Below are 24,268 nucleotides of genomic sequence, written 5' to 3' on the forward strand. Positions count from 1 at the left end.
GAAATGCGGTCGAAGCCCCGGGGATTCGCAGCGGGTAAAACATTTGTGTAGATAGCTATAGGGTTGGGGCCAAGGGAATTCGGACGTTCTCCCCGGGGGGTACTTGATGTTTTTGAAGGAATATCCGGCTGCGCTCGCTTAAGGTATCATTGGTTCGCGTTCAACCAGCAAGCGCTCACTTTGCAGATCTTTTGGCTTTTCTTCCTTAAAAAACCCACAAAACAACCAGTCTATAAAAGAAGGCTCTTCCCAGGAGAGATACTTTTCAGTTCGTTTAAGCCGCTGAAGCTCTTCTTTACCTGGCTGCACAGGGATTTTAGCCGGGGGATTCTGGGTAAAATCATATACAAAAAAATTGATGGCGTATTCAATGTCTTCTTCTATATCTGCGTTGCCTGTCTGTTCTTTTTCTGCTCGTATGGCAGCCTTTACAGCCGAGTTTATATTATCCATAACAAACTCAAGAATTTTTTTAGGAGTTGCCAAGGCATAAGAATTTGCAGTTACACCCTGCGCCTTGCCAAGCGGGTCAGGCTTAACGCCTTTGTCAAACCAGCGAGCTAACTCATGGTGATCATAAAGACAGCTGATTTTATCACTGCTGCGCAAATAAACTGGCTTTACAGCCAACTCACAAGTCAGGGGACATTCAAGCCAATTCAATTCAAGCTTTGGGTATTGCACTTGAAGCAGCTTCAATCTCTCAGCAAGAATTGATAAAGTGGTTGCGGCATTGGGGCGTATAACTAGCAAATTTTGGGGGACAGTTGAAATGTCATACAGGGTTCGATCGGGATCATTCCATAAATAAACAAAGCGCACGACAAATCATCCTTAATGTTTTTAACGATTATATGAGGATGAATAATTCTAGTCAAATAGAAGCACAATGCTCCTTTTATATCAGACAAAATACAACTAGCTCATTGGTAATTGTTAAGATTAAGACAAAACTGTCAAATTACAACGCAATTTAATTTGTTTCTGCTATATATTTATAAAATAAATTCTAAACAAAGCAGAAGCATAAGGTATCCATGGCAGCACAGGCAATTTCTGGTGAAGTACAGGCACTTCAGGGTTTGCTGGTTCGAACAAATGAGAACGGACAATGCAAGATTCTTAAACAAGGCTCCCTTATTCATGCAGGCGATACCGTCGTACTGCTGGGAGGGGGTCATTCGCTGATCAAGCTTTTGTTTCAGCCTGCGATTTCGCTGTTGCCGGATCAGGCTTATACTTTTCAGCTCAACGGGATAAGTCCCCTTCTTAACAAGATACCGGAAACGCCGCTTGAACAATTATTGAAGCAAACGCAGTTGGGCGATACCGATATTTTTAAACTGATAGAACAGTTAGAAGCTCCTGCTGCGGGTGAAGCGCCCCTCCAGAGCGGCGGAGCCAGTTTTTACACCGATAAACCTTTGTTTAGCTTAGGCCATGTCGGTGCAGGTTATGATACACGGTTTGCTGAAAATGATGCCCGCTTCGCTATTGAACAAAATAATATTTTAGGGCTTCGCAATCCCAAGCCGGAGGCGATGCTTGCCTTAAATGACGGTGAACTAACCCTTGATGAATCAATTACTTTAAAATATGGAGACAGTAATGCCAGTCAGGGCAATCTTAGCGATCCCTTCAATTATGGGAAACCACTGAGTATTGCCGAGGGAGATATTTTATCTTCCAGTGGTTCACAATTTAATCAGCCAGCCAGCGCTATTACAACCCGCTATGCGCTGGAGCTCGGTGATTCGCCCTCTGCTTTACGCGCCAGCGATGGCAGTCCAATTACCCTGGTGCTTGAAAATGATCGGGTATTGGGTAAAAGCGGCAATACTGTCGTATTCGCTATCGGGATTGATGAAAGCAGCGGGAAAATAACGGTCGTTCAATACCATGGGCTTTATCATAATAACCCTGATTCCACTGATGAAAGCTTATCTTTGACTAATCTGGTTAAGGCCAGCCTGACTTTAAAAGATACCTCAGGCGATGTGTCCACAGCGACAATTGAAATTGGCAGCAAAATTCATTTTGAGGACGATGCGCCCCTCATCCATAGCATACAACAAACAGGCCTGGTGGATACCACCATTGAACATCAGGTGATGAATGGAACGATTCAGGTTGACTTCGGCAGTGATCTGGCAAAAGATTTGACGTTCAGCAGCGACGCCCTGCGAATTTTACAAGCCAGCCAGCTCACTTCAAACGGCGAAGCACTTATCTATAACCTTAGCCGCGATAGCCATACGATTACAGCGGCTGTGCGGGGAACCGATATTACAGTTTTTAAACTAAGCCTGTCCGCAGTTATTCCCAATGCGGAGCAAACCCGAACCCCCTCTTATCAGTTCCAATTGTTTCAAGCCCTGGATCAACCGCCTAATAAAATAACACTGGTTATTCCCATTAAAGCGATTGATGCGGACAATGATATCGCCAAGGGAAATATCCGTATTAGCATTACTGACGGTCCTGATGCAGCAGGGGGCAATTCTTCACAACTGATTTCCACCGAAGGGGATTTGGACGCCATTCAAGGCGCTTATCCGGTGACCACCAATCATCAGTTTAGTATTGAGGCTGGTGTTGACCGACTACTGCCTGAAAGCCTTGGTTTTGCCGATAATTTTATAAATAGCTTTATTCAGGAGTTTAATCAGGAAATCACTGCTGGCGGCCTGGCCCTGCATGTAACCTCCACGGTGGTCAATGGTGTCATTACTTTAACAGCTGTCGACACGAACAATGAAGTAGTTCTTCAGCTCAAATTAACCCCCGTTAATATTGGCCAGAATATCCAGATTTCTGCCGAACTCATTCAATATAAACCGCTTGATCATCAGAACAATGGCGATAGCAGCGGGATTATAAGGCAAAATGGCAGCAGTATTGATTTTGATCTCCAGTTACAGGCCAAAGACAGCGATGGCGATCCCTTACAAAATCCAGTTAATCTCCACGTTCAAATTAATGATGCTAATCCGCCGGCACTCGGTCAGGATAGCATTGCATTTACTGAGGCCACTATACAGCAAGTGGTTCTGGGGCAAGTTCTCCTGGATTTGGGCAGTGACAAAATAGCCACGCTAGTCTTTGAAGACAGTAATGCGATGCATAATTCGTTAAGCGGTCTAACCAGCGGCGGTTATCAGACGAGTTATCAAATCAATAACAATGTGCTCAGCATTACAATTAATGATCCGCTAAGCCCAAGCAATGGGCAGGAATTATTAAATGTTATTCTGAATACCGATGGCAGTTTCACGGCTACCCTGAAAGGCCCTTTTGATCAGATAAATGATGTTTCTGAACTGCTGTTGACAGTACGCGCGACGGACAAGGACAGCGATCAGAGTAATCTGGGAGAAATCCACTTAAGCATTCACGATGCGCCCAGTCAATCTTATACCACTCAAGCATCAACCACACTCATTGAAGGAGACCTGGTTCCCGGTACTTACCCTGTTACCAGTCCAGTGGCTGATTTTGTTTTGCAAAGCAGCGGCGATCGCCTGCTTCCCGAAACCATTCGCTTTGATCCAGCGACTATTAATGATTTACTCAGTGAACTGAGCCAGGAAATTAAAGTCGATGGCCAAGCGCTCGATTTTATTCTGCAGAATAATCGAATAATCGGCTCCCTTAACGGTTCAGCCATTGTGGTCATTGAGTTAAGCGCTAATCAGAACAGCAACCAGTACAATGTTGATGGTCATTTGAAAATCACTTTAAACGGCCCAATTGACCACAACCAGACCAATAATACAGGTCTGGTTCATTTGGCAGGCGATCAGATTACCATTAAGGCTGGCGTACAAATTATAGATGCTGATGGTGATTCTCTGGCTAATCCGGCGCAGGTTACAATCAGCGTCCTGGACGGCGCCCCGCCACAACTCATCCATGTGGACGATATCAGTCTGGTAGAACCCGTCACAGCAAGCGCCACTTCGAGTTCAGCGCATTTTTTGATTGATATCGGCTCCGATTCGATTAAAACACTCAGTTTTAATTACACCAATGGTGAAAACAGTGGTCTGTTTTCGGATGGCCACCCCGTATTGCTTGAAATGAATAATGGCGTTTTGCATGGCTACTATATTGAGAATAACATCAAAGTAGCTGTCTTTGATGCGACTTTAACCAATCAAGGTAATCAGGCTTTAGTTGATTTTGAACTGTACAAACCAGTGGATCATACTCAAGCTGGCCAGGACACTGTTACCCTTCCGGTTAATATTATTGCCATTGATACCGATGGCGATAGCGCAACGGTCACTGTGCCTGTCCATATTACTGACTCAGTAGCCAATCCCCAACCTGTTACCGCCAGCGTGATTGAAGGCGATACAGTCCTTGGTAACCTGTCTTCTTCGTATCAGTTGAATGTCGAGGGGGGACGCCTTTACAGCTTTACAGTGAACGGTACGACCTATACCTATGACGCCAGCCATAGCAGTTACTCAGTGACAACCGATAAAGGTTTGCTAACGATTAATCAGGATGGCAGTTGGAGCCTGCAAACTGTTGATGGTCTGGATCACGATTTTATACAACAGCTGCCTCTTAATTATACCGTCATTGATGGTGACGGCGATTTTGCCAGCAATTCATTAGTCATTACCATTACCGACGGAAATCCCTCAAGCGGTGGACAAGCTATATCCACTAGCCTGGTTGAAGGCGATCTGGCGCCGCTCACTTATCCGGTAACGGCCATAAGTCCTAGCCTGATTGTCCTTAATAATGGTTCAGATCCCTTCGATTTAGGTACTTTCGCCATCCAAAATCCTGCAGCACTGGCAGCTGAGTTGCAGGCGGATCTTCGATTTTTTAATACAGTCAGCGGACAGACAGAATCACTCGTCGCCACAGTTAATAACGACAGCATCGTTCTCCGCTCTGGCAGTGGTGAAATGGTTTTGGAAATTAAGCTGGTCACTACCTTACAAGCAAACCAGGATTTATCATTAACGCAAATTATCACCCTGTATCAACCGCTCTCCCATCTGGCTTCTAATAATAGCGGTGTCGTGACATTGATTAATGATCAGATAAGGATTAATTACCAGGTTCAAATAGCCGATATCGATGGCGATTTACTGGTTAATCCCGTTAATTTGTCTGCCACCGTGACTGACGGTGTTAATCCGGTTATCAATGATGCGGTCACCATTGTGCAGGATGGATCAAGCAGCAGCTCTGGAGTTATGGATATTAATATTGGCAGTGATCCGATTGCCAGCATCCGTTTTGACATCAATCAACCTGCTTTGGCTAATCTGACCAGCAATGGTTACAGCACCACCACAACCATTAGCGATCACAGTATTAAAGTTTTCGATCACAACCAGCAATTACTGGCTGAAATTAGTTTAAATGACAACGGCAGCTATTCAGTCACGTTGAATGGCCCACTCGATCAGGGTCTTAACAATATTCTCAATCTGCCCTTAAATGTTACGGCAAGGGATAAAGATGGTGATTCAGACAGCGCTGTCCTGAATGTCTCTATTAATGATGGCGCTAATCCGCAAGGCGGACAGACTGTAAGTTTGGCAGTAACTGAAGGCAGTTTGTCTATTGCAAACGGCTATCCGGTTAGTGATGTTAAATCCTTCACTGTCGCCGCAGGGATTGATCGCCTCCTGCCTCAATCTATCCAGATTGATAGCACTGTTATTAATTCTATCCTGAGTGAACTGGGCAGCGAATTGAAATCAGGCGGCCAGACCATCAGTTTCACTTATGATAATAATACCCATACCATAACAGGAAAGATTGGTAGTAACACAATACTCACCCTGACCGTGAATGCGACGCAAAGCAGTAATGGGAAAGATGTCGATGTATCGACCACGTTTACACAATATAAACCGCTGGATCATCTGCAAACCGGCAATAATACCGGTTATGTGCATATCAATGGCAACACAATCAGCATTAACACCCCGGTGCAAATCAGCGACAGCGATGGCGACAAGCTGGCCGCGCCGGTTAACCTGATCACAACCATTACCGACGGTGTATTGCCAATTATTAATCCAATAGGCGCTATTACGGTTAAAGAAAGCGATATTAATTCCAGTACAGGCAACCATGCGGGATCTACCGCCGCCTCAACTGGTGAGACAGCAAACGGTGTTATAACGGTGCAAACAGGCAGCGACACCGTGGCCAGCTATAGCATTGATGTCCAGGCTTTTAACTCCGGTGTCGACGGCCAGTGGAAATCAGGGGGTGTTCCTATTGTCCTTTCCTATGATGCAGTGAATGATATTTATCGTGGTACCGCCAATGGTGTTAGCAAATTCACCCTCAAAATGAATGCCTCGGGAACCTATACCTTCACATTATTAGGCGCGATTGATCATCCTGTTGAAGCGGTCTCCAGTAAAAATAATCTGGATATTATTTTCTCTGTCATTGCCAAGGACGCAGACGGCGACAGCAGCGCAGTGGCAAAATTACCTGTTACGGTGCAGGACGATCTTCCGGATGCCGTGAATACCTCTTTTGCTGCGATTACTGAAGGGGCTACCACCTCGACAGTAGACCTGCTGCCCACAGCTCGAGAAGGGGCAGATACGGGTAAAATTGTTTCAGTTTGGGATGGTAATACGCAATATACAATTACTGGGACTGGCGACAACCAGATTACGCTGCATAATGATGCCAATGGCCAGGTCATCGGTGTGCTCCATGTCTTTGCGGATGGACGTGTCTTTTTTGTCAGCAGCGCCAACATTGATCATGATGGAGTGAATCTGGTAAAAAATGTCCGCTTTGATGTGCGCGATTTCGATGGCGACACTGACAATGCCAATATTACCTTGACCATCAATGATAAAGCCGCGACTATTGCAATAGCCGCCGCATCTGGCGTGGAAGATGTTGGCCGCGACAGTAATGAAGTGCTGGTCAATCCCCAAGGGGCAATCCCCATCAATATGGCCATTGACATTGGTGATTTTGATAATGGCGAGAGCATCGGCAAAGTGCTCATTCAAGTACCGGCGACCAGTTATGGTGACTTTTATTACAATGGGGTTCTCTTAAGCACTGTCGTTGAAGGCGGTGTGACGTATTTTGTTATTCCTCCACAAGCCTTCAACAGCTCCGACCAGATCCACTATTCCTTAAACGGTGTAACCTTCGTACCGCGCGCCGATTTTTCAAGTTATACCGCCAATTTAAATTTCACAGTGAAAGCCACCATAAATTATGAAGTCAATGGCAACACCCTGTCCAAAGCAGCAATTACTGGCAGTTTAACCATTGATGTCAAAGGAATTGCCGATGTCCCGGTCTGGGATATGGCACAGACTAACCAGCACTATGTGGGACAGGAGGATGCAGCCAATATTGCATTACAAATTAAAGCCGCCTTGCAGGATACAGACGGCTCAGAGTCCATTGATTACTATCTGGTAAAAATAACTTCAGGCAATGCCGTATTGATTGGTACAGGCCTGACGCCAGACGCTAATGGCTATTATAAAGTCAGTCCCGCCAATATCGGCAGCCTGCAGATCAATCCGGCAAATGATTACAGCGGCATGGTTAAAGTGGAGGCAATTGCCGTAAGTAAGGAAAATGCTAATTTCCTGAGTGGATTTCAATATGCTCAATCGCAACCCATTGAGTTGACAATCGATGTCAAGCCGGTCGCCGATAACATCCTGTTAAATATCAATAAACCCTATGTCGTTTCTAACGAAGATGCGCCAATTAATCTGGGGAGCTTTATAAATCTGAGTAAGCTTGCGGATAACATTGACTTGTCTGAAAATACATTTTTGCGGATTTCCAATCTTCCTGACGGCGCTTATTTTTCAATCAATGGTGCAACGCTGAATGTTGCAGGCCTGGGTGCAGGTTTACATAATTTATCCCTTACTTATACCGATAATCAGGGACAAAGCCATACCATTCAATATCAATATTATAAAGATGCGGTTGATAGCAGTAAAAATTATTATCAGTTTAATAATACGGATTTCCCTGACGTGCGCCTGCATCCTGTACCTGAAAGCAATGTCGATTTCTCGATTAAGGTGCAGGCGGTGGTTATTGACCAGGCCACTTTGAGCACCGGCGTAGAAACCGATACGCAAATTACCAGCGCCCAGGATATCCTCATTAATCTCAAAGGGGTGTCTGATGTCCCCGTCTTTGATGTAACGAATACCGGTTGGTCAGCAATCAATAATGGCGTTGAAACAACGATCGCAGAAGACGGGCAGGCTCGTCTCGACTTTAAACTGCTCTCCGGCGAAAAAGCCCTGGCGCCAACCGACACATCAGAAACAATCACCATGGTGATTTCCAATCTTCCAGCCGGCGCCCAATTACTGGATAGTAATGGAAATACAGTGACCATGACTTATGTCGGCCTGGATGCTAACGGCCAGCCTAAGTATGAAATTAACCTCACTACCCTAAGTGATTTAATTGTCATACCGCCGCCAAACAGTACTGCCGATATGACGCTGAATGCACATATTGTGGTCACTGAAAATGATGGTAATTATATTTCAATCGACAAGCAAATTGTCATCCATGTAACCCCGGTGATTGATGCCGGCGATTATGCGAGAAATTCTGCAGGTATTGAAGACGGCATGACGACAGTGAACTGGCGTCCGCCTGCATTCAGCGACAGCCAGGAATTTATTTCTGGCCTTCGTATCGAAAACATTCCTTCGGGAGCACAATTATTCATCAATGGCGTGGCTATAACTACTATAGGTGATACCTCTGTTACATTAACTTCCAGCCAGTTAAATGGGCTTTTACAGGGACAATCCCTGCAAATACGTGCGGCAGAAGATTCGGATGCAGATATCAATCTACGGGCAATCACTTCGGTCAGCCAGCAAGATGCTGATGGCAACCCTACTGTAAGCAAAGATATTGTGGGAAATCTGCATATTGACCTGCAGGCGGTTGTTGAACCGGATGCCGCGCTCAATATCCTCGCACCCGATAATAGCGGCGTTCTCACCAGCATCAATGCCCTTAACGGTACAACGGTTAATTTGTCCACTAATGCATCTTCACAGGGGCATTTATCCTTCCAGGATTTGGATCCTTCCAGTGTGGAGACCATAGAAGTCGTGGTGATAACCGGTTTGGGCAATCAATTTGTGGTCATCGGTGGGATTTATGATGGCGTAGGCAATTGGATTGTACCTGCTTCTGCACTGGATAATTTACAGATCAGCTCCAAATTTGGCTATAACGGCCCAATCAATGTGACTTTCCACGCTCAAGTCCGGGATTTGGGAGATAATAATGAACAGGATATTAGTAATCCAGCCACTCGATCCACTTCCATCACACTGAATTTTACTGGCGGCGGTGGTGGCCCTGGCGATCCCCCTGTAGAAGCAGGCACTATTACCATTACTCCTGCTGTTATTCACACAGTAGAAGATATTCCGCAGAATATCAGCAGCCAGCTCTCCTCAATGTTATCTCTGAGCAATGGTACGAGTGATGATGTTTATGCACTGTTGATACAAGGCCCCCTCCCTTCCGGATTTGAACTGTCAGGCAGCGGGGTTATTTATGATTTTGTTAATGATCGCTATGTCATTCAGGTCAATGCAGATTCTTCTGGAAACCTGAGTGTAGGGGAGGTCATTCTGCAAACACCAGTGGACTACTCAGGCAGCCTGCCCTTTGCCTTAAATTGGGCAGCAGCCAATATGGCCAGCGGTGATTCCAACACGGGCGGCAGTTACGTTTCGGCACCAGTCGATGTCGCCCCAGTAGTCGATGTACCTGCAAACCCTGCCATTAACGACCCGAACCATACGCCGGCGGTCAGTCTTCAGGTTGTACAAACAGAGGGTTTGAACAGCGACAAACAACCGGTATCCGACGGTTCCGATGTCAATCTTCCTAATGCAGCTTATGAAGATGGGCTAGTCATTTTACGCTTGAATGTCGCATCCGCTGATGTGGATAACAGCGAACAAATTGATAGTGTACGGCTCAAAGTCGATCCCGCCAAGGGCGTTTTTGTTGACAGTAATGGTGCGCCCCTGGCAGTCGACGCCAATGGCTATGTGACCGTATCAGTCAACGATTTAAACCATCTGCAATTCAAGCCGCTCAATGATTTCAGCGGCAATGTGAGTGTCACAGCGGTTGTTAGCCTCGTTGACCAGGCGCTGGATAGCCAGGGGCTAGCTGTCATTGACAGTGCAAGCTATACCAAAATATTAAATTTTGAGGTGTTGCCAGTCAATGATCCGGTTCATTTTGGCGGTCAGTTCAATTTTAGCGGCAATGAAGATGTTGCAGGAGGAATTCCTTTATCAGGCATGACAGTCAGTACTGTAGACAGTGATGGCTCAGAGAAGATTGTCTCATTGGTGATACGTGGTGTTCCTGATGATTTTCTGATTAGTTCTGCGCAAAACATGGGTAATGGCGACTGGAAAATCACAGTTAACGCTGCCAGCTTCGATTTATCCAGCATTAAGGTGATTGCCCCGGAAAACTTTAGCGGCAGCCTGGATTTGCAGGTTATCGCCTTCACAAAAGAAGCGCTCGCAGCCCTACCCGGTTCAGGTGGCGGCCAGACTATACATCTTGATATTAATCCAGTCAGCGATCCGGTAGATATCATTGGCGCCGGAGCGGACAGTACTGCCAGCGGAATGGAAAATGGACAAATTAACATTAATCTTAATTTCCAGGCTAGAGATAATGTAGACAGCTATAATGGGTCTGCCAGCAACGTGCAGGAAAATGCAGCGGAATCATTACTGATTACTGTTAAGGGCGTTCCTGAAGGCGCTGAAATTCAACTCCCGGCTGGCGTCAATGGCACATTGGAAAACAAACTGTATGACAGTTCAACCGGCGAATGGACCTGGGTTTTCAAAGTCAATTCCTCTAATCTGGGCAGCATTGTATTCTTACCTGGCGATTTTAATGGAAATGCCGAATTAAGCATACAGGCTCAAACAGTCGATAATCAGGCTGCCCCAGGCCCTGTCCGCGAAGTGAGCGTCGCTGTTGATATTACTGCGGTCAATGATGCGCCGATTAATATTCATCCTGCCTCTTTTATTGCATCGGAAGATCAGGGCATTGTTCTCAATAATATTCAGATTAGCGATATCGACGCGCGGGAGGCCAATGGTAATATGACGGTTACGCTTTCGGTCGCGCATGGGGTATTATCACTTACCGGCTCTTTAAGCGGCATCCTAGTCACTGGCAATATGAGTAATGAAGTTACTCTAACCGGGCAAATCGATGCGATTAACCAGGCTTTGAATGGTAACCTTCATTACCAAAGCAATTTAAACTACAACGGACAAGATACCCTGGTAATTAACACGAATGACAATGGCAATTCTGGAGGCCCTGCCCTTTCGGCGGTTTCCAATGTCCCTATTCATATCGAACCCGTCAATGACGCACCGGTGAATATCACCCCACTGGTTCCCTTGCAAGCTGGCGAAGATGAAATCCTTACTATTAACAGCCTCAGAGTCACTGATGTTGATGCGGGCGCCAATCCGGTTACCGTAACACTGGCAGTCGATCATGGCTTGTTAAGTTTATCCGGCAGCGTAGCAGGCGTAACGGTTTCGGGCGAGTTGACTAATCATCTGGTATTAACCGGAACAGTCGATGATATTAATAATTTGCTGGCATTAGGTGTGCAATATCAAGGCCTGTCGAATTATTTTGGCCCTGATGCCCTGACGATGACCAGCAATGACCTGGGCAATACAGGCGGACCTTCCTTAACTGACACTGACATCGTGGATATTGTTGTTGCAGCACGCGCTGATAATCCAGAGATGAATATTCTGTACCATTCGGTTGTTGCAGCGCTTGCCATACTTATCCCTTTAAATATCCAGGCAGAGGTTGTAAACCCGGCGGCTAATGAATTGAGAGTACGTCTGGATGGTTTGGGCGACGCTGTTCCAGTTGATGAGAACGGTAATCCCCTTGGTCTGATGTTGGCTCAAGGCTCCTGGGAAATTTCCGCCAGCCATTTGCAGCAACTTCACCTTCAAAATGCAAGCGAGGGCGAACATAGTATTACCGTCACTGCTATTTCAGATGTTGGTGATAATAATCCGCTGGAATCTGCTCCCCAGACTATTGAGCTGACGGTAGTTAATTCTGCGCTTCATGATCTTGAAAATACGCAGAATGATCATAGCAATACCCATCTGGTAGGTTCTGAACTGGAAGACGTTCTAAGGGGGGTATTCGGCGATGACATGCTGGATGGCAAAGGAGGAAACGACCTGCTGATTGCCGGAGATGGTAATGACATCCTGATTGGCGGCAAGGGGAATGACACGTTAACTGGCGGCGCGGGCCATGACATTTTCCTCTGGCAGGCGAATGATCATGGTGTAGAAGGAAGCCCGGAGCGCGATATCATTACTGATTTTAACCCCCAGGAAGATAAACTGGATTTATCGCAATTGCTTCAGGGTGAAAACGAATCAAATCTAACCCATTACCTGCATTTTGCTTATGACGCCCAGTCCGATACCACAACCTTATCAATCAGCACCCAGGGCCATTTTGACGGAACTGAAGCCACTCCAGTGGATGTTACAGCAAAAACCGATCAGGAAATTGTTATCAATGGGGATTTGGTAGGCCCTGCAACCACCCAGGCGGATATTATCAATACTTTATTTACGGCACAGCAAATCGTGGTAGATGCTTCGTAGGATCCGTCTTTGCGGATAAAGTGAAGCAATGACGAGGGAATGGCCTAATACCCCTTCGCTTCCCGTCTTTGCGAACAACGTGAAGCAATCCAGATCTGTGTCGCATTCAAGCTCCGATCTGGATTGCTTCGCAAGGCTCGCAATGACGGGGGGCAAGGGCATAATACCCATCCGCTTCCCGTCTTTGCGAACAACGTGAAGCAATCCAGATCTGTGTCGCATTCAGGCTCCGATCTGGATTGCTTCGCAAGGCTCGCAATGACGGGGGGCAAGGGCATAATACCCATCCGCTTCCCGTCTTTGCGAACAACGTGAAGCAATCCAGATCTGTGTCGCATTCAGGCTCCGCTCTGGATTGCTTCGCCAAGGCTCGCAATGACGGGGCAAGGGCATAATACCCATCCGCTTCCCGTCTTTGCGAACAACGTGAAGCAATCCAGATCTTGACTCATTCAAGCTCCGCTCTGGATTACTTCGCCAAGGCTCGCAATGACGGGGGGCAAGGGCATAATACTCATTCGCTTCCCGTCTTTACGAACAACGTGAAGCAATCCAGATCTGTGCCTCATTCAAGCTCCGCTCTGGATTACTTCGCCAAGGCTCGCAATGACGGGGGGCAAGGGCATAATACTCATTCGCTTCCCGTCTTTGCGAACAACGTGAAGCAATCCAGATCTGTGCCTCATTCAAGCTCCGCTCTGGATTACTTCGCCAAGGCTCGCAATGACGGGGGGCAAGGGCATAATACCCATCCGCTTCCCGTCTTTGCGAACAACGTGAAGCAATCCAGATCTGTGTCGCATTCAAGCTCCGATCTGGATTGCTTCGCAAGGCTCGCAATGACGGGGGGCAAGGGCATAATACCCATCCGCTTCCCGTCTTTGCGAACAACGTGAAGCAATCCAGATCTGTGTCGCATTCAGGCTCCGCTCTGGATTGCTTCGCCAAGGCTCGCAATGACGGGGCAAGGGCATAATACCCATCCGCTTCCCGTCTTTGCGAACAACGTGAAGCAATCCAGATCTGTGCCTCATTCAAGCTCCGCTCTGGATTGCTTCGCCAAGGCTCGCAATGACGGGGCAAGGGCATAATACCCATCCGCTTCCCGTCTTTGCGAACAACGTGAAGCAATCCAGATCTGTGCCTCATTCAAGCTCCGATCTGGATTGCTTCGCCAAGGCTCGCAATGACGGGGGGCAAGGGCATAATACCCATCCGCTTCCCGTCTTTGCGAACAACGTGAAGCAATCCAGATCTGTGCCTCATTCAAGCTCCGCTCTGGATTGCTTCGCCAAGGCTCGCAATGACGGGGGGCAAGGGCATAATACTCATTCGCTTCCCGTCTTTGCGAACAACGTGAAGCAATCCAGATCTGTGACTCATTCAAGCTCCGATCTGGATTGCTTCGCCAAGGCTCGCAATGACGGGGGGCAAGGGCATAATACCCATCCGCTTCCCGTCTTTGCGAACAACGTGAAGCAATCCAGATCTGTGACTCATTCAAGCTCCGATCTGGATTGCTTCGCCAAGGCTCGCAATGACGGGGGGCAAGGGCATAATACTCATTCGCTTCCCGTCTTTGCGAACAACGTGAAGCAATCCAGATCTGTGCCGCATTCAAGCTCCGCTCTGGATTGCTTCGCCAAGGCTCGCAATGACGGGTTAAATTAATGTCTCGTATAAATCTGACCAAGAAGGATTAAACCTCTCAATCAACAATAATTTCTTTTTTCTTGAACCACTTTTCAATTGTTTTTCCCGAGAAATAGCACTTATCATGCTATCTGTTAATTCAAAATAAACTAGAATCTTGCAATTATATTTTTTCGTAAATCCATTAAGCTCAGCATACCGATGCTCATAAACTCTTTTTAGGAGATCACTAGTTACTCCTGTATAAAGTGTTCCATTACGTTTATTAGCCATTATATAAATAGCAGGTTGGCGTTCTCTCATGTTTCCCTTAAGTTGGACAGATAGATTGAATCGAGGCTCACTCGGTCTCGCAATGACGTTTACTTAAGAAACCCGATGAAATTCCAGACTCACTTCCGCGGTCATTCCGGGACCAACCGTTAATGTGCCTTGGGCATCGCCAGAATTTTCTGAAAAATTGCCGTTCATACTACCGTATTCGGTATCAAATACAGCGATTCCATTAACACAGGTTCCTGTAAACCGGTTCACTGTATGTTTAGGGCAGAAAAAACTGCCAGAATCTTTGTCAGCTGTCACTTCAATACTGAAATGCTCGCCCGCATCAGCGGTTTGGATTGTGCCTGAGCCATGATATTTACATTCGCCAATGAACCAATTCGTGGCCTTTCCTGATCCAGCCCATTGTCCAGCTACGTGCTGACAAGCGTCAGTGTTATGAGAATAAAAATTGAAATCGGCATGCACCGCATTGGAAAAAGAAAAAGCTGCAGCTATAAATCCCGTTAATACATAATGTTTCATCTTTCTACCTTGAAAAGCTGAATGAAAGCGAAGATTATTACCTTTATCAGGCACTCAATGCAATCAAAATCAGCGATGCCATCCCCTAGCCTAAGCAGGAATGGCATCATTCAAGGATCAATCAGCAGCTACATAATGGCCATTTTTAATATGATAGGCATGACCATCTCTATACACCACGCCTTTTTTCTGGAAAATTACGCGGTCAGTTGCCGTAGCTACTCCACCTACCAGAGTACGTGTTCCCTTGACCACAACAGTACCTGACTTTTGGACTACCGTACCAGTCGTAGAAACAACTCTCGCTCCCGTTCCCATTACGGCACTTCCTGTTTCATTAAAAGCATTCTGCGTACCACAACCGGACAACATGAGCGAAACCAATCCCGCCAGTGCAAAAATTAATTTATTCATAATAGTTCCCTCCATTATTTTCCTTTTTGTTTACTGCACCTAAACAACTATAGTACATGAAAGCAACACTTGCTTTTGGCTGTAAACGCTATCTAGACTTATTATTATGAAGAAACTATATACAATAGGTCATTCAACCCATCCCCTGGAGGAATTTATCGAAATTCTCCAACATTATCGAATCAGGCATCTGGTGGATATTCGTACCGTGCCTCGGTCTCGTCATGTCCCCTGGTTTAATAAAGACAGTCTTGGCAAATCATTGAGCAAGGAAAAAATTAAGTATACCCATCTTGATAAATTAGGCGGTTTACGCAAAACATTCGCTGAATCTATCAATACAGGTTGGCATAACGCCAGCTTTCGCGGCTTTGCAGATTATATGCAGACCAAGCCATTTTTTGAGGGCTTGAAAGAGCTGAACGCCATTATTGATGCTGATCACCAGGTTGCAATTATGTGTGCTGAAGCAGTGCCCTGGCGCTGCCATCGCTCGCTTGTCGGTGATGCTGAAATCATCAGACATATCGAAGTGCTTGACATTTTTCATAAGGAAGAAGTGAGGCCGCATCAACTGACAAAATTTGCAATAGTTAATAAACATACCCGCCCTTATAGGGTTTTTTATCCAAACCCGGAATCCTAGTACACCAGGATTTTATTTTTTCTCTATCCAGTTGACTAAAGGCTAAGCTCTTAGTGAAATACTTATTTCCGTTAATTGAATTCGCATGTGAATCAAACCAAGCGCTCACTATTCCCCTCCTTGATTGCCCTGGGCTTATTTCTCAGTACTTTGGGAAAGATAGATGCCATAAAACTTGCCTTACTTGTTAATATTTTTATTTTACTATTGGGCGGTTTAATTCTTTATGCGCTCTGTCTGTTTAATTTCCCCAGAAACATATTTGCTACCGTCGGATCCGCCTTTAGCAGGCTGGGCAGAATTCCGGAGTATCAGTTTCTTGGGATTAGCGCCCTGTTCTTTTTTATGCTTTGCTATTACCTATCTGGCAAGCTATTCAATCATCTGCCGGTCGAAATGGATTCTATGGCGCAATATGCCGGCTCGAAAATATTTTTAAGTGGACACTGGACATTAGCCAGTCATCCACTGCGAGAGTTCTTCAATACACCGTGGTTTATTAATGATGGGCGATTCTATACCTTTTACCCGCCTGGCCACATGTTCTTGCTGGCAATTGGGCAGCTATTGAATCAGCCGGCAATAATAAACCCATTGCTTGGGGCACTGACCCTCATCACCAGCTATTATCTGGCAAAGGAAATCGCAGGCGGTTTTGCAGCCAGAATAACGATTTTTCTTTTTATATTGTCGCCTTTTATTTTTTTTCTCTCCTCCGAATTCGATAATCGTTCAACCGCTCTTCTGGCAGCCACTCTCTTTGCCTTATTTTATATCAGGACAGTAAAAAAATGCGATACAGGCAATGCGCTGATAGCTGGTTTTTCCCTCGGCTATTATTTAGTTACCCGCCCGCAGTCCGCATTATTTTTTGTTTTACCTTTTTTGATCTACAGCATTTGGATCTTATTCTCGCAATTCAGAAAACGGTTTAAATCGATGGCTTTTCTGGGCGCTACAGTACTCGCTTTTCTTCTCTTCTTTCTTTATTACAATGAGCAAACAACCGGCTCCGCTTTTTTGACTGGTTATCAGAAATATTTTGGTAATCAGGTTATTCCAGGGGAGGATTTATTATCCAATGACAGTATTACCAACTGGCAAAAGCAAATTACCCGTATTGTCGAATACATGAAACTGCTGCACACTCAGCTTTTTGGCTGGCCCATGTCCTCCCTTTTATTGGCGTTCCTGTTATTTTTTCTGCAAATTGAGAAGCCATGGTGCCGATTGTTGGCAGCGAGTTTCTTTTCTGTCTATTTCAGTCTGATTCTATCTGAATACACCTATGATATTTTTGGCCCTCGCTATTTATATGAGATAGCCAGTATCATTATTGTTCTCAGCGCAATCTGCCTGAGCAGAATACCAGCCTTGTTTCGCAAACGCTTTAATTCGCGCTTATCGCTTAATGAATGGCGGGGAATTATTGCGTTTTCCCTCGGATTGTTGACAGTGAATACCTTACTCATAGTGATACCTGAGCGTTACAAACTTTACGGGACTAATTACCGACAGAGCAATAAGCAATTGCTGGAGAATATCACTAATAAAACGCTCAAACCGGCAGTGGTTTTGCTTGGCGATGAGGATGATCAATTGGCCACAATTTTCATGCAGCCATGGTTCGATACAAATCCTGTAATTATTGCCCAGGATCGAGGCAAAGAAAATGACAGGATTATACGTTATTATCCTCATCGCCATATTTATGTATTAAAGGGCAATGAGTTTGTACAGATAAACCCTGCCAGGTTTCATCCGGAATAATGCACAGGCTTGACCAGAATAAGAAATGAAGGGATATTCGTATTTAATAAAATCAGGCACATCAGAATTAACAAAATTAATAAACCGATAAAAATCTTGTTAAATATTAATTTCTCAGGATAAATAATATCAAAATTATGCTCCAACCCCATTAGAAAATACCAACCCATCCATCCAATAAGAAACGGCATCAAAATGATTAGCTCTGCCTTGTATTTCAGCATCAGAATCGTAATACCAAATATCGTTAATAAGCCATAGATAAAGGCTGATAAGATCAGCGTATTGGTAGTATAGAAGGCATAGGATTTTCGATAAGCCACTGCCTCTTCCCTGCTTTGAAAAATACGATACTCCGCCACGCGTTTCATGCTCATGGTAAACGCACCAATGGCCCAGGTAGTCAGAATAAGCGATGAGGGAGGCAGGGAATGAGGCAAGACGCAAAGCCAGCCGATGATTACCCGCAGGGGGTAATTGACGGACTCCAATAAAACATCAATATAGGCTAGATCCTTTAAACGTACAGGCGGGATGTTATAGAACCAGGCCATTAAGAGATAAACACTTAAAACAATTAAAACATTCAGGTGGGAAAAACTGCTTAATCCTAAAGCCAGAGATAATAACAATAGGTATTCAATAATAATCAGCGTTTTGTTGGTTTTCGCTTTGGCCAAAGCACGGTTTTTTTTAACCGGATGGTATTTATCCGTTTTCCGGTCAAGGTATTCGTTCAATACATAATTGGCAGATGATGCAAAGCAAAGAGCAAAGAACACAAGCATGCACTGCAACCAGGAGAAAGGGATAGAAAAATGGCTAAAAATAGCAGCAAGCGCAATACCGGCGAACATAAGCAGATTTTTAGGCCAATTATCAATACGAGCGATGGATAAATAGCTGTGCATATTTATTTTTTCCTCCTCGCAATAATCATCCAGGAATCACGGAGATTTAATGGAATTATCCGCTGTTTAAACCATGTAAGTCGGGCAAGTCGAGCCGCGAAAGGCAAGTAATTATTTAATCTGTCTAACAGATAATCCATTGAAAAATACCAGGAGGGCCTTTCCCATTGGATGATTTCCAGATTGCTGTTTTCAGCGGCCAAAAGCAAGGTCCTTCGGTTAAAATAACTAATATGGGCTATGCGGTAGTGCCACCATTTTTTATTCAATAATTTTGCAGCGATTGAAGAAACATCAGGCGTTACTATCACTGTAATTCCATCCTTGCTCAAATACGCAGAAATATCGGCCATTAATTGCAAGGGGTTTTGCACATGTTCGAGTACATCGATCAACGTGATGACATCGTATTGCTGATCAGTTGAAGCATTGGGAAAGCTACCTAAAAATATAGGCAGATTGTTCGCCTTTGCCCTTTCCACAAACCACTGGCTTAACTCAATGCCGCTGGCCTCATAACCATATTTCAAGGCCTCTCCCACTAATATACCAATTCCCGCACCGATATCCAGAAAGCTACCCTTTTTTTTATACTGGCGAATGACCTCCAGCAGTTTTCTCGCCTGAATTTGCCGTGGCGCTTGCGATTCTTCATAAGCCTTATCCTCCATTGAGGAATAATAATCATTTATCTTCTGTGCTTCTGGGCAGAATAAAAAATCACAGTTCTTGCATTGGTAAATACTCAGGCTAGTACCGTAATGCGCATCAGTGACGGCGAAATCACTGCTCGCAAGAGATTCGGGTGAAACACCCTGCCTTTTCAGAAAAAGCAAGCGGCTTCCACACAGCCAGCAGCTGAAATTATTTTTATTATTCATAAGCCTAACTTTACTCTAATCTGCAAGAGTATAACAGGTTTATAGGCTGTGTTTCATCGCCTGCCTATTAGGGGGATGGGGAAGCAGGGGAATTATTGTTATCATAATTAGAGGCAAATTTCTTGACTACTGTTTCCAGGACAAGATTATTTTTATTTATCAGATCGCTTCCATAGAGTTTTCTAAGCCCTTTTTTCCAATCATCTAAAAACTCTTCGGCAACGACATCAGGCTTTTGATGGCTTGCCTTGATTTTTTCGTCCAGATAAAATTCAATAAATGTCTTGAATGAAATTTTCTTGGATCTTGCAAAAGCGATTACATCCAGGCTGGGCTTTGAATTCTTTATCAGATATTGGGCAAACTGACGGAGATCTTCTTCTTTGTATTCATCATAACTCCCTATTGATTATATAAATCCATATGGAGTAATGATAGTACATAATTGTGGCGGAGGATCGGCCTTTGTAATGCCGAGCATAGGCCCCGCGGTCGATGCCCGGGGATTCGCGAGTTAGTAGCGCGGGGATTCGCGAGTTAGTAGCGCGAGGATTTGCGAGTTAGTAGCGCGGAGAGTTGCGAGCTAGTAGCGCGGGGAGTGGCGGGTGGGTACTGGAGATTCGGGAGTTGAACCGCGGGATTCGGAATAGTGTGAACCATCCCATAACGAATCCCCGCGGCTTTGACCGCGGGGCCCACGCATGAGCCCAATCATACCAAGTAAAACTTCCCGAAATCGGGCTATAAATTCAGCCTTTCCAAGCCTTCTCCAAAGCATTCAAATCCAGCTTTTTCATTTGTAAAAGCGCCTGCATTACGCGATTTGCTTTGGCTCTGTCTTTATCCTGCATCCATTCGTTGAGGATTTCTGGAACGATTTGCCAGGAAAACCCGAACTTGTCCTTTAACCAGCCGCACTGCTGGGCCGATTTATCGCCATCCTCTCCCAAATGCTGCCAATAATAATCAATTTCTTCTTGCGTTTTACAATAGATTTGCAAGGAAACGGCTTCATTGAATTTAAATATCGGGCCGCCATTGAGTGCTGTAAAGCGTTGCCCATTGAGTTCAAACTCTATCGTCATAACAGTTCCGGCAGGCATTCCATGCTGTTCCTGCCCCACCTCACCATAATGGCTTACTTGCACAATCTTGGAACCACGAAAAATCTGCAGGTAAAAATTTACGGCCTCTTCTGCATTTTTATCAAACCATAAACAGGGAACTATTTTTTGCATTGATTATCCTTGAAGAATAAAAAGAGAGGAGGAGGCTTTCGCCTCCTCATCATGGGAAACTAATTAATTAAAGCGCCAGGAAGCAACGCCCATGACACCGTTTTGCTGAACCCGATCTGCCAATTGACCCATATAATTGAGTGTTAAGGTCACGGACTTAGCAGGAACCAATACATCCACTCCCGCATTGATAGCCAGGGCATTCCTTGCAATGGGGTTACCTGATACTGTAAACCCGCCGCCTTCAGGGAAAGCAAAAGTCGCATAAGGGTTCAGATTATCATACGCATGATTCCAGCCTAGCAATCCATGCCCGGTAATATTATAAGTATCTCTTTGCACAAACAAAGGAGTTACCCTTGCACCCAGAGTGGTAAATGCAATGTTCTGGTGATGGGCCCAGCCATTAAGCGCAGTGATACCGCCCCTTTCATGGATAGAATCGGTCGCCACATCGATGTCGCTTAATCTGGCAAATGGCTCTAACTGCCAGCTATTATCCAGTGCATAAGCGGCTTCAAGGAAAGCCTGTGCCGTATTGCCGTTGTAATCAGCACGCAGATACTCATCCACTCGAGGAAATACCACATGCCTTACAGAATCGAAATCATTCCAGCCATAGGCCCCCCCCGCCCGAACAATCCAGTGATCCATACGCGCACTGCCATAGAGGCCGAGATAATAGGTATCTACATCCACGGTTGAGCTTCGCTGATTAACCTTGTTTTTCAACTCGCTATACCCGCCAAATACACCGAATCGGGTCGCATCGGTATTCGCGTCAGCCCCAATGAATATACCGCCGCTGTTCACTCTGACTCGAGCATAGTTATAGTTACCATCCCGGTGTCCCCAATTACCCACACCCTGAGCCCAGAAATTGATCGCGCCATAAGGACGGTTTGGATCTTTCTGATAGTCCATCGGTGATGTCAGGCGATTCAGCATGGTATTTTCAACAAACTGCCCTGCTGTAATCAAGCTTGAGGTGACTGACGCCAAGGCTTCACCTGAAAGACTATTTAAAGCCTGTTGCGCGGATTCAACAGTAGGCAAGTTCAAAATAAGCATTTTTAACAGGCTGCTATCCGGCAGGGATTCCAGTCCATTACCCACTGCTGACTGATTAGGTGACGTTGCCACCCCTGAAATGGGCAAGGCACTGCGTGCAATTTGCAGGCTTACGCTGTTTGGTCCATATAACAAATTGAAGTTCAAGAAAGGCATTAAAGGCAAGGCACCTGCAAATGTCCCGGTAACACCGCCAGTTGCAGTTAAAATACCATAAGTCCCCATTACGAAAGGCAATCCATTGACACTCATAACATTTACAAGCCCGCCATTCAAAATAGCACTGCCTGCAACCTGAATTAAGTCGGATTGACCGAGTGGGTTAACCTGCACTTCAAAAATAGATCCAGGGTTTTGAATCAAATTGCCTAACACATCAAGAGTGCCGATGCTTAATCCGAGACCCGGGGCAATGGTGCCATTAATGATTGCATTGCCGCCGATGGTCCCTACACCTTCCAAACGCCCGCCTGCATTAACCAGTAAGTCTCCTCCAACGCTGCCGTTTAATTGTAGAAGGCCATCATTCACGGTGGTGGTTCCAGTCAGTGGGTTGATGCCATTCAAAACCAGACTGCCAGGACCGTTTTTAATTAAACCCCCTGTTCCGCCAATAGATCCGTCAAATATTCCAGCACCAATCCCTGCGATAATTAAATCATTGGCACCAAGCACAACCTGGCTGCCGCCCACTCCGTTTAAATTACCAAGAACCTGGGCACCGATGGCTGCAGAAATATCCAGGATAGCGCCCGGTTGCGTCAAATTAACAAGCCCTGTTGCCGGTAAGCTTCCTCCAGCCCCTATAGCCAAAGTTCCCTCGGCAATATTGGTTCCACCTGTATGCGTGGCAGCACCAGTCAATAGTAAAACCCCTGCGCCTGCCTTGGTCAAGGCACCTGTGCCCGTAATGCCTCCAGATAAGGTTAACAGCGGTTGCGTCACCAGGGCGGTTAATCCACCTGCAGCCAAAAGAATAGGGTTAGGAACATTGAGGCCGTTTACAGCAGGCTGGATGATACCGCCATTGCCGGTAATCGAACCGATCCCCAATGAGGTATTGGTGTCAATGACTGCATTACCGCCATTTAAAACCGCATCCAGGTAGCTGCCAGGACCAGAGACATTCCATGTGCCGCTATTCACAACCAGATGCTGGAAATTAATGTAAGTGCCGGAAGGTGCCGAGCCAACACCTGCAGTGCCTGATCCTGTGCCATTTACGGCATTTTGCAAAATTAATGTATTATTACCGCCAAAACCACCATCAATGACACCCGTGGGGGCAAACAGAAGATTCAAGCCTAATACGGGCAGATAAACGCCCAAACCTATTCCAGCCACTGTAGAACCAGTCACAGCAGTAAAGGTATTGACGCTATTTACTCCCATGGAGAGTCCGCCAAGAATATTACCGCTATTGACAAAGGTATGTCCCACGCCGGGAGTACCGCTGGACTCAAATGCCATACGGCCTACAATTGTTCCGGTATTGATGCCGTGTACCACTCCGCCGCCCGTAGCGGCTAATACAGGAATGTCAGCAGGAAACAAGACAACCCCTAATAAGGGAACAGAATTAATGAAGCCGTTGTTAACAAAATTCGTAACCCCGCCAATACCATTTTGTACAGCCAAAGCCATACCTGTTAAATTGGCCAGATTGACCCCAATAAGGCCGCTGGTTCCCCTCATGATGCCGTTATTGGTTACATTAACAGTACTTGGATTTGTATTTCCAATAGAGGCGCCGGTTGATAAAATGGTTAGTATGCCCAACAAGGATGGATCAATCACGCCATTATTGTTTAAAGTAATATTATTTCCAGGTAGAGCCAAAGCCGTTCCACCCAAACCGAGCAGCACGCCTAAAGAGGCACCGCTTTCAACGTTGACGGTGAGATCATTCGCAGCAGAAAAAAATGAGGGTGCCAGTGGATTGGTTGGTGGAAGACAAGTTACCACATCTCCATTCTGGGGAAAAGCTGGGATACAATAGGCCTGGGCTGTGTTACTGACTGATAAACCAACGCAAGTGGCTGCCAATACGCTGAGGCAGAGTTTACTTAACTTACCCGGCTTTGAAGAGTTTACATCCTGATTAGAAGCTTTTTTTTTCATGAACATTCCTTGTTTAAAA

The 24,268-nt window shown here is 45.6% G+C and carries 14 protein-coding genes; 3 read left to right on the forward strand and 11 right to left on the reverse strand.

The annotated features are described in order from the left end of the window. Positions 1-138: 138 nt before the first annotated feature. The gene (locus DYH42_RS09115; RefSeq protein WP_058525030.1) at positions 139-822 is read right to left on the reverse strand and encodes a hypothetical protein; all 684 of its coding nucleotides are present in this window, start codon (positions 820-822) and stop codon (positions 139-141) included. A 215-nt stretch (positions 823-1,037) separates the two neighbouring features. Between DYH42_RS09115 and DYH42_RS09120 the strand changes: the two genes are divergently transcribed. After that, complete coding sequence (locus DYH42_RS09120) at positions 1,038-12,737, forward strand: T1SS-143 repeat domain-containing protein (protein WP_058525031.1); 11,700 nt, start codon at positions 1,038-1,040, stop codon at positions 12,735-12,737. Positions 12,738-12,959: 222 nt separating this feature from the next. On the opposite strand, the gene DYH42_RS16585 is transcribed toward DYH42_RS09120, so the two are convergent. The 6 genes from DYH42_RS16585 to DYH42_RS09150 all read right to left on the reverse strand — a co-directional run bounded on the left by DYH42_RS16585 (position 12,960) and on the right by DYH42_RS09150 (position 15,611). After that, positions 12,960-13,193: a hypothetical protein gene (locus tag DYH42_RS16585; protein WP_172464990.1), complete on the reverse strand. Its 234-nt coding sequence runs from the start codon at positions 13,191-13,193 to the stop codon at positions 12,960-12,962. Positions 13,194-13,268: 75 nt separating this feature from the next. Next, positions 13,269-13,775, reverse strand: a complete 507-nt coding sequence (locus tag DYH42_RS16455; protein WP_172464991.1) for a hypothetical protein — start codon at positions 13,773-13,775, stop codon at positions 13,269-13,271. After that, positions 13,768-14,430, reverse strand: a complete 663-nt coding sequence (locus tag DYH42_RS09135) for a hypothetical protein (RefSeq protein WP_147287636.1) — start codon at positions 14,428-14,430, stop codon at positions 13,768-13,770. The genes DYH42_RS16455 and DYH42_RS09135 overlap by 8 nt, the downstream gene beginning before the upstream one ends. Next, positions 14,400-14,693, reverse strand: coding sequence for a GIY-YIG nuclease family protein (locus DYH42_RS09140; protein ID WP_058522134.1), 294 nt, complete (start codon positions 14,691-14,693; stop codon positions 14,400-14,402). The genes DYH42_RS09135 and DYH42_RS09140 overlap by 31 nt, the downstream gene beginning before the upstream one ends. Positions 14,694-14,756: 63 nt before the next feature. Beyond that, entirely contained in the window at positions 14,757-15,197 is a 441-nt protein-coding gene (locus DYH42_RS09145; protein ID WP_058522135.1) for a hypothetical protein, read from the reverse strand. A gap of 117 nt (positions 15,198-15,314) precedes the next feature. After that, the gene (locus DYH42_RS09150; protein ID WP_131793035.1) at positions 15,315-15,611 is read right to left on the reverse strand and encodes a hypothetical protein; all 297 of its coding nucleotides are present in this window, start codon (positions 15,609-15,611) and stop codon (positions 15,315-15,317) included. Between the two features lie 106 nt (positions 15,612-15,717). Here DYH42_RS09150 and DYH42_RS09155 point away from each other — a divergent pair, with 106 nt between their 5' ends. Together DYH42_RS09155 and DYH42_RS09160 are read left to right on the forward strand one after the other, a co-directional pair. Continuing rightward, positions 15,718-16,257: a DUF488 domain-containing protein gene (locus tag DYH42_RS09155; protein WP_058522137.1), complete on the forward strand. Its 540-nt coding sequence runs from the start codon at positions 15,718-15,720 to the stop codon at positions 16,255-16,257. A gap of 87 nt (positions 16,258-16,344) precedes the next feature. Continuing rightward, positions 16,345-18,027 carry a glycosyltransferase family 39 protein gene (locus DYH42_RS09160; RefSeq protein ID WP_058522138.1) on the forward strand — a complete coding sequence of 561 codons (1,683 nt, stop codon included), beginning with the start codon at positions 16,345-16,347 and terminating at the stop codon, positions 18,025-18,027. Here the strand turns inward: DYH42_RS09160 and DYH42_RS09165 are convergent. From DYH42_RS09165 to DYH42_RS09180, 4 genes are all read right to left on the reverse strand, one after another. Continuing rightward, positions 18,015-18,938 carry a UbiA family prenyltransferase gene (locus tag DYH42_RS09165; RefSeq protein WP_058522139.1) on the reverse strand — a complete coding sequence of 308 codons (924 nt, stop codon included), beginning with the start codon at positions 18,936-18,938 and terminating at the stop codon, positions 18,015-18,017. The genes DYH42_RS09160 and DYH42_RS09165 overlap by 13 nt on opposite strands. A gap of 2 nt (positions 18,939-18,940) precedes the next feature. Continuing rightward, positions 18,941-19,819: a class I SAM-dependent methyltransferase gene (locus DYH42_RS09170; protein ID WP_058522140.1), complete on the reverse strand. Its 879-nt coding sequence runs from the start codon at positions 19,817-19,819 to the stop codon at positions 18,941-18,943. Between the two features lie 749 nt (positions 19,820-20,568). Next, entirely contained in the window at positions 20,569-21,057 is a 489-nt protein-coding gene (locus DYH42_RS09175) for a VOC family protein (protein ID WP_058522141.1), read from the reverse strand. Positions 21,058-21,120: 63 nt separating this feature from the next. Further along, positions 21,121-24,249, reverse strand: a complete 3,129-nt coding sequence (locus DYH42_RS09180; RefSeq protein ID WP_058522142.1) for an autotransporter outer membrane beta-barrel domain-containing protein — start codon at positions 24,247-24,249, stop codon at positions 21,121-21,123. Positions 24,250-24,268: the final 19 nt, after the last annotated feature.

The organism is Legionella birminghamensis (assembly GCF_900452515.1).
Lineage (GTDB): Bacteria > Pseudomonadota > Gammaproteobacteria > Legionellales > Legionellaceae > Legionella_C > Legionella_C birminghamensis.

What these genes read in the sequence shown, in the direction of transcription:
- DYH42_RS09180 (WP_058522142.1), bottom strand. Translation starts at nt 24,249, where the DNA reads ATGAAAAAAAAAGCTTCTAATCAGGATGTAAACTCTTCAAAGCCGGGT.
- DYH42_RS09170 (WP_058522140.1), bottom strand. Translation starts at nt 19,819, where the DNA reads ATGAATAATAAAAATAATTTCAGCTGCTGGCTGTGTGGAAGCCGCTTG.
- DYH42_RS09140 (WP_058522134.1), bottom strand. Translation starts at nt 14,693, where the DNA reads ATGAGAGAACGCCAACCTGCTATTTATATAATGGCTAATAAACGTAAT.
- DYH42_RS09150 (WP_131793035.1), bottom strand. Translation starts at nt 15,611, where the DNA reads ATGAATAAATTAATTTTTGCACTGGCGGGATTGGTTTCGCTCATGTTG.
- DYH42_RS09145 (WP_058522135.1), bottom strand. Translation starts at nt 15,197, where the DNA reads ATGAAACATTATGTATTAACGGGATTTATAGCTGCAGCTTTTTCTTTT.
- DYH42_RS09165 (WP_058522139.1), bottom strand. Translation starts at nt 18,938, where the DNA reads ATGCACAGCTATTTATCCATCGCTCGTATTGATAATTGGCCTAAAAAT.
- DYH42_RS09155 (WP_058522137.1), top strand. Translation starts at nt 15,718, where the DNA reads ATGAAGAAACTATATACAATAGGTCATTCAACCCATCCCCTGGAGGAA.
- DYH42_RS09175 (WP_058522141.1), bottom strand. Translation starts at nt 21,057, where the DNA reads ATGCAAAAAATAGTTCCCTGTTTATGGTTTGATAAAAATGCAGAAGAG.
- DYH42_RS09120 (WP_058525031.1), top strand. Translation starts at nt 1,038, where the DNA reads ATGGCAGCACAGGCAATTTCTGGTGAAGTACAGGCACTTCAGGGTTTG.